Here is a 6,699-nt window from a genome sequence, read left to right on the forward strand (position 1 = left end):
GGCCAGGCCTCAGCATTTTATTATGGTGATCCCCTGGGCGAAATGCGCCTGGTAAGCAGAGTTTTTGAAATGTAAGGCCTTTGAATAAGACAAAAGGCTGCCTCATCGCTAACTTTGCAACAGTGCCCCCGACAGACCCGCAGGAAGCAATAAAATCTCTGGGTCATCAGCTTGATAGTCGTTACAGACAGGTTGCTGCACGTCTTGGCGAAAATGAGGCTGTCGAACTCGATGTTTCTGGCCCGAAGCCCCGGTTGACAATTTCTCCCCTCGCCAGTCTTGATGAGCCGGACAGTCTGAAACGACTGAGCAAAATGATCAGTGATCTGCTCCCTCCGGTGGATTTAACGGAGTTGCTGCTCGAAATTAACGCCCATACCGGATTTGCTGATGAGTTTTTCCATGCTAGTGAAGCCAGTGCCAGAGTTGATGATCTGCCCGTCAGCATCAGCGCCGTGCTGATGGCTGAAGCCTGCAATATCGGTCTGGAACCACTGATCAGATCAAATGTTCCTGCACTGACCCGACACCGGCTGAACTGGACAAAAGCGAACTATCTGCGGGCTGAAACTATCACCAGCGCTAATGCCAGACTGGTTGATTTTCAGGCAACGCTGCCACTGGCACAGATATGGGGTGGCGGAGAAGTGGCATCTGCAGATGGAATGCGCTTTGTTACGCCAGTCAGAACAATCAATGCCGGACCGAACCGCAAATACTTTGGTAATAACAGAGGGATCACCTGGTACAACTTTGTGTCCGATCAGTATTCCGGCTTTCATGGCATCGTTATACCGGGGACGCTGAGGGACTCTATCTTTGTGCTGGAAGGCCTTCTGGAACAGGAGACCGGGCTGAATCCAACCGAAATTATGACCGATACAGCAGGTACCAGCGAACTTGTCTTTGGCCTTTTCTGGCTGCTGGGATACCAGTTTTCTCCACGCCTGGCTGATGCCGGTGCTTCGGTTTTCTGGCGAATGGGCCATGATGCCAACTATGGCGTGCTGAATGATATTGCCAGAGGGCAATCAGATCCCCGAAAAATAGTCCTTCAGTGGGACGAAATGATCCGGACCGCTGGCTCCCTGAAACTGGGCAAAGTACAGGCTTCAGTGCTGGTCCGTTCATTGCTGAAAAGTGAACGTCCTTCCGGACTGACTCAGGCAATCATTGAAGTGGGGCGCATCAACAAAACGCTGTATCTGCTTAATTATATTGATGATGAAGATTACCGCCGGCGCATTCTGACCCAGCTTAATCGGGGAGAAAGCCGCCATGCCGTTGCCAGAGCCATCTGTCACGGTCAAAAAGGTGAGATAAGAAAACGATATACCGACGGTCAGGAAGATCAACTGGGCGCACTGGGGCTGGTCACTAACGCCGTCGTGTTATGGAACACTATGTATATGCAGGCAGCCCTGGATCATCTCCGGGCGCAAGGTGAAACACTGAATGATGAAGATATCGCACGCCTCTCCCCGCTTTGCCACGGACATATCAATATGCTCGGCCATTATTCCTTCACGCTGGCAGAACTGGTGACTAAAGGACATCTGAGACCATTAAAAGAGGCGTCAGAGGTAGAAAACGTTGCTTAACGTGAGTTTTCGTTCCACTGAGCGTCAGACCCCTATACCTATCGAGATATCACTCTACCTCTCGCTGCTTGACCGAGGTGGAGGACCGTCGCCGTTGGTGGCTTTTTGGCCAAGCGTTTATCCGCGTCGTCTCGCCGCCCGCTCCGCCTCCGCGCGAATAGCAAGCAGCGAAGGACCAAGAAGCTCACGCGCATGAGCGACCGTTTCGGCGGATGCCGTGTTTAGGGTCAGGACCCATTGATTTGAACTGACGGCTGTGATTCAGATGGGCGTATAGGAGCCCGACTGATGAGTAATTTGTTTTGGCTGACGGACGAGCAAATGGCTCGTCTTCAGCCCTATTTCCCCAAGAGCCATGGCCGCCAGCGCGTTGATGATCGACGCGTTCTGAGCGGCATCATCTTCGTCAACCGCAACGGGCTGCGTTGGCGTGATGCGCCGAAGGAATATGGCCCGGCGAAGACGCTTTATAACCGCTGGAAACGCTGGGGCGACAAGGGCGTATTTATCCAGATGATGGAAGGTCTGGCCGTGCCTGAAGCCGCAGAGCACAAGACCATCATGATCGATGCGACCTATCTCAAGGCCCACCGCACGGCTTCCAGCTTGCGGGTAAAAAAGGGGGCGCGGGCCGCCTGATTGGACGCACGAAAGGCGGCATGAACACCAAGCTTCATGCCGTAACGGATGCGAGTGGTCGCCCGATCAGCTTCTTCATAACGGCAGGCCAGGTCAGCGATTACACCGGTGCTGCCGCCTTGCTTGATGAACTTCCCAAGGCCAAATGGTTGCTGGCCGACCGTGGCTATGATGCCGACTGGTATCGTGACGCTTTACAGGCGAAGGGGATCACTCCCTGCATTCCAGGTCGAAAATCCCGCAAGAAGACCATCAAATACGACAAACGCCGCTACAAACGGCGCAACCGGATCGAGATCATGTTCGGGCGTCTCAAAGACTGGCGGCGTGTCGCTACGCGTTACGACCGGTGCCCAATGGCCTTTCTCTCCGCCATCGCTCTCGCTGCGACCGTTATCTTCTGGCTATGAGCAATGAGTCCTGACCCTAGCGCATATCAAGCCAGAGGAGCCTGAGGTACTTGGTCTTTTAGCCCTCATGGAACTCCAGTGCTCTCGGCTGCTTGCCCGACAAGATCGTCAAGGCTTGCCAGTGCCGCTCGATCGTCAGGATCGTGGCTTGTGGGATCGATTGCTCATACGTCGAGGTCTGGAGATAGTTGAGCGAGCATGCCGCATGTCGTCTCCCACTGGATGGTATCTTCTGCAAGCGTTGATTTCTGCTTGTCACGCGCGGGCTGCGAGCTTTCGAGACACCAATTGGCGAGAGATACTGGCGAGATATGACGCGCTCTTCCTGTTGAGCCCTACATACGTAGTTGCCCTCAATCGAGCAGTCGCTGTGTCGTGGGCCATGAACCCCGCTGCAGGGATGGCGGTCCTTAAGGCGATTGAGGACGAGTGGGACGTGGAGACCTACCCGCTTTTTCACGCGACGCGGGCGGATTTCCTTTCGCGTCTTGGTTTCCAAGACCAAGCTGCGGCAGCCTATCAGGCTGCGGCCGTACTCAGCACCAACCTACCTCAAAAGTTGTTCTTGGTCACGCGCGCTGAGGAATGCCTGGCAGGGTCTCGGACAGATGTTGGATAACATCAGTCGATTGACGGTGATTGCGCGCACGTGGACGCGCATCATGACAGGTATGACGAGCCTTTGAACGTCCGCTGGCTGTGCCGGCGCCATCATATCCGGCTGCACTTCTACGGTGAGGACATGTTTCCTATGTGCAGGCCGCATCACGTATGAACGGCGGCTCTCCGGTTATGCCTCAACGCCGCTGAAAGCGTCGCGCGGTCAGTCAGCCATGACGATCATACCTTATTCAGATCATGCGATCGGCGCCCTGCCATCAGGAGGATGAAATGCGTAAAGATCAGATCCCGGATTTCGTTGATGAGATCTTCGCCACCGGCTGCCCAATCACCGCAGTAGGACAAGATTGCTATGTTTTGCAGAGAGCGATCTGCTGGCAGAAGACTTCGACCGTGTTGGTGAGGTGGTCGATAAAATCTGCCAGCGATAAGGAAAGCGTGACCATCTGTTGCTGACATCGTCGATCATTTGAGGAGCCTCGGCCGTTTCTACGACCTGCGGCTTGAGACACTCCAATAGCGACTATGGGTCGGTCCGCGCTTTAGAATAAGGGATCTAGACCCTGTCGCCAATTTTGGCCTGACGGGGGTTTCCAGCTACGCCTTCATATGTCGTGCCTCAGCCGCGCTGCAAGCGCCGGGCACTGATGCCCAGCATGCTGGTGGTCTTCACCTTTCCGCCGACGCGCCTGAGGATGATGATTGCCGCGTCCGTGGCCAGCCCGGTGCCGATGGCAGCCAAATGACCCAATTGGAACGGCAGATAGCCCGGCTTGACCACGAGAAGCACTCCGATGAAGCCGATGACCACGGCGGTCCACCGCCGAACCGCGATGCTGAAGCCACAAATCGAGCTTTGCGAGGAGTTTCTTTATCCGTCTCAATGAGATAAGGGCCAACTTTAGATCAAGTGCGTCGTAGTACGGCGTGCACCTTGGGCTTGATCCAGCTATAGTGTAATTGTATGCTGGAAATATGTGCAACCCTGGTGTCTAGGCCGTGCGAAGCCAATCAGGCTCGAAAGTCGTTGCGGGTTGTTATCCGTTAAAGGCGGCGACTGTAGCCGCCGCTATTTGGCCCCTTGATACCATTTAGCATTTGGAGCTTTAGGTTCTATAATTTAACGTTACGCTACAGCCGACACCCCGCTTGCCTGAGCGTTTGGATTTCAATCACTTAGTAGACCAACTTGCGGGTCGACGGTTCGTGTCCCTTCAAGGCGGAGGCTTCGGCAGCTGGCGTCTCTATGCCGCGGTGGTGCTTTTCCGAAACGGAAGTCGCCCATTCGCGTCACGTAAACCGACCGTCAGGCGGTACGGCTTAGGAGAATAATCGCAAAGCAGACTGAGACCACCACCCTCGCGCTACCCTTTGCGCAGGCGTCGAAGGCGATCAGGTGCGCTGATCGAGTCTGTCGAGCACCATCGCTGCAAGTTCATCGCTGGTGTGTGCACCACTATCGAGAACACGGGTTGTGGACGGAAGCCGTTCCCTTGCGGCCAAGCATCGGGCGACATTCGCTAATCGCCACTCTCGAATCTCCGCATTCCGATTCGGGTCAGGATGCATGGTCTGGTTCGAGATCCGGTGACGCAATAGGTCCTCGTTAAGCATCAGAAAGATGTGCAGCAGCTGATCGTCGATCTGCCTTAACCCGTCGAGTATCTCAGTCAGATAGTCCGGGTGCACGAGCGTCATTGGGATGATGATGTCCTGCGAGTAATTCCTGCGAATCTCGCTGACCGCAGCGATCGTAAGTCCCCTCCACAAGGGGAGATCCTGATAGTCTCCGCTCGCTGGTATGGGGACCGTTTCTTTCACCACGAACCCGATTTCCTCAGGGTCAAAGATCAGCGATTTCGGACGCCGATCGCGCAGCCGCTCAGCGAGAGTCGTCTTTCCGGCGCCGAAAGGTCCGTTGATCCAGATTATCATTGTCGACGGCCTCTAACCGGAAGGCTCGCAAGAGCGCTGGGCGGCTTCGTGTGCTGGCACGATCGGAGTGGCTCCGAAGTGCTTCTCAAGATAGGTGACGCCGAACGTCACGATGTCCTGCGCGTCGAACAGGTAGCACTGAGCAAAGCCCACGACACCTTCTCGATGGCGACCGAGCTTCACGTAAGCATTTGCTATAGTTTCGACCGCATCCGGCTTTCCTTCGATAGCAAAGCAATCGAGAATGCCGTTTGAATCGTATTCTGATGCCGTTTTCCAGGCGACTTCACCGTTTCTTCCAAGCATCGGCATCTCATACGTCACCCATCGTTTGTTGGGGATATCCGCAACCGCCTCGGCGTAGTGCAATGCGGTAACGGAGTTTAGCGGCGCACCCAACAGCAGGGCCTTCCCGCCAAGGCGGACGAACCGCTCGACGGGCGACCCTTCCCCCAAGGCGTGACCGAGTTCGTGAGGCTCCGTCAGCGTTTCAGCTAGCGGACCAACCGCGACCATCGATGCATCGGGGTGCGCGCTGCGCCGCGCGCCGGGGGCTTGAACCAGAAATTGATTCAGCAGGCCGAACCCACGGTAAGTCCCGGCCGTTGCGGGATCGAACGGCGGCCAGGTACGGCGGGCTTTGTCATCCAACCGAGCGCCATTCAGAGTCTCCTCGTAGGGTGATCGGTCCCACGACGCGTATCCCATCACAGTGCCAGTCGGCCCAACCGCGGAGCGTAACGCGGCAACGACCGTCTCCGCTCCTCCTTCGACCGGACCAATCGCTTTAAGTGAGGCATGCACCATCAACAGGTCACCGGTTTGGACTCCGAGTTTTCGAATTGCCTCCGTTATTGCCTTCCGCGTATGCATCGCGATATCTCCTCTAAACTGCAAAACACTATACGGGGTCTGACGCTCAGTGGAACGAAATTGAATGTATTTAGAAAAATAAACAAATAGGGGTTCCGCGCACATTTCCCCGAAAAGTGCCACCTGACGTCTAAGAAACCATTATTATCATGACATTAACCTATAAAAATAAGCGTATCACGAGGCCCTTTCGTCTTCAAGAATTTTATAAACCGTGGAGCGGGCAATACTGAGCTGATGAGCAATTTCCGTTGCACCAGTGCCCTTCTGATGAAGCGTCAGCACGACGTTCCTGTCCACGGTACGCCTGCGGCCAAATTTGATTCCTTTCAGCTTTGCTTCCTGTCGGCCCTCATTCGTGCGCTCTAGGATCCTCCGGCGTTCAGCTTGTGCCACAGCCGACAGGATGGTGACCACCATTTGCCCCATATCACCGTCGGTACTGATCCCGTCGTCAATAAACCGAACCGCGACACCCTGAGCATCAAACTCTGGCACTGTTGCAAAGTTAGCGATGAGGCAGCCTTTTGTCTTATTCAAAGGCCTTACATTTCAAAAACTCTGCTTACCAGGCGCATTTCGCCCAGGGGATCACCATAATAAAATGCTGAGGCCTGGCC

Annotated in this window: 6 protein-coding genes and 4 pseudogenes; 5 read left to right on the top strand and 5 right to left on the bottom strand. The window is 55.0% G+C overall.

The genetic code is table 11. The features are described 5' to 3' along the window. The 5 genes and pseudogenes from FTT88_RS16515 to FTT88_RS16530 all read left to right on the top strand — a co-directional run. Window positions 1-75, top strand: a pseudogene (locus tag FTT88_RS16515) (IS6 family transposase); the annotation flags it as partial. Between the two features lie 53 nt (window positions 76-128). Beyond that, window positions 129-1,601, top strand: a pseudogene (locus FTT88_RS16520) (Tn3-like element Tn3 family transposase); the annotation flags it as partial. A gap of 288 nt (window positions 1,602-1,889) precedes the next feature. Continuing rightward, a protein-coding gene (locus FTT88_RS16525; RefSeq protein ID WP_085947932.1) for an IS5-like element ISKpn12 family transposase occupies window positions 1,890-2,650 on the top strand; the annotation gives its coding sequence in 2 pieces (ribosomal slippage) (window positions 1,890-2,214 and window positions 2,214-2,650; 762 coding nt in all). 25 nt (window positions 2,651-2,675) lie between these two features. Next, a complete protein-coding gene (locus tag FTT88_RS17480) occupies window positions 2,676-3,269 on the top strand; it encodes a DUF6596 domain-containing protein (protein ID WP_306424839.1) in 594 nt (197 codons plus the stop codon). Window positions 3,270-3,541: 272 nt separating this feature from the next. Continuing rightward, window positions 3,542-3,727 carry a hypothetical protein gene (locus tag FTT88_RS16530; RefSeq protein WP_004197549.1) on the top strand — a complete coding sequence of 62 codons (186 nt, stop codon included), beginning with the start codon at window positions 3,542-3,544 and terminating at the stop codon, window positions 3,725-3,727. Window positions 3,728-3,890: 163 nt separating this feature from the next. Here FTT88_RS16530 and FTT88_RS16535 read toward each other — a convergent pair whose 3' ends face one another. From FTT88_RS16535 to FTT88_RS16555, 5 genes and pseudogenes are all read right to left on the bottom strand, one after another. Continuing rightward, window positions 3,891-4,082, bottom strand: a complete 192-nt coding sequence (locus FTT88_RS16535; RefSeq protein ID WP_040234282.1) for a hypothetical protein — start codon at window positions 4,080-4,082, stop codon at window positions 3,891-3,893. Window positions 4,083-4,663: 581 nt separating this feature from the next. Further along, window positions 4,664-5,206: an AAA family ATPase gene (locus FTT88_RS16540; RefSeq protein WP_002063889.1), complete on the bottom strand. Its 543-nt coding sequence runs from the start codon at window positions 5,204-5,206 to the stop codon at window positions 4,664-4,666. A gap of 12 nt (window positions 5,207-5,218) precedes the next feature. Further along, on the bottom strand, window positions 5,219-6,079 hold the full coding sequence (gene aac(3)-IIe, locus FTT88_RS16545; protein ID WP_000557452.1) for an aminoglycoside N-acetyltransferase AAC(3)-IIe: 861 nt from the start codon (window positions 6,077-6,079) through the stop codon (window positions 5,219-5,221). Between the two features lie 177 nt (window positions 6,080-6,256). Further along, window positions 6,257-6,577, bottom strand: a pseudogene (locus FTT88_RS16550) (recombinase family protein); the annotation flags it as partial. Window positions 6,578-6,624: 47 nt separating this feature from the next. Then, window positions 6,625-6,699, bottom strand: a pseudogene (locus tag FTT88_RS16555) (IS6 family transposase); the annotation flags it as partial.

Source organism: Acinetobacter sp. YH01024, assembly GCF_013420195.1.
GTDB classification, from domain to species: Bacteria; Pseudomonadota; Gammaproteobacteria; order Pseudomonadales; family Moraxellaceae; genus Acinetobacter; species Acinetobacter amyesii.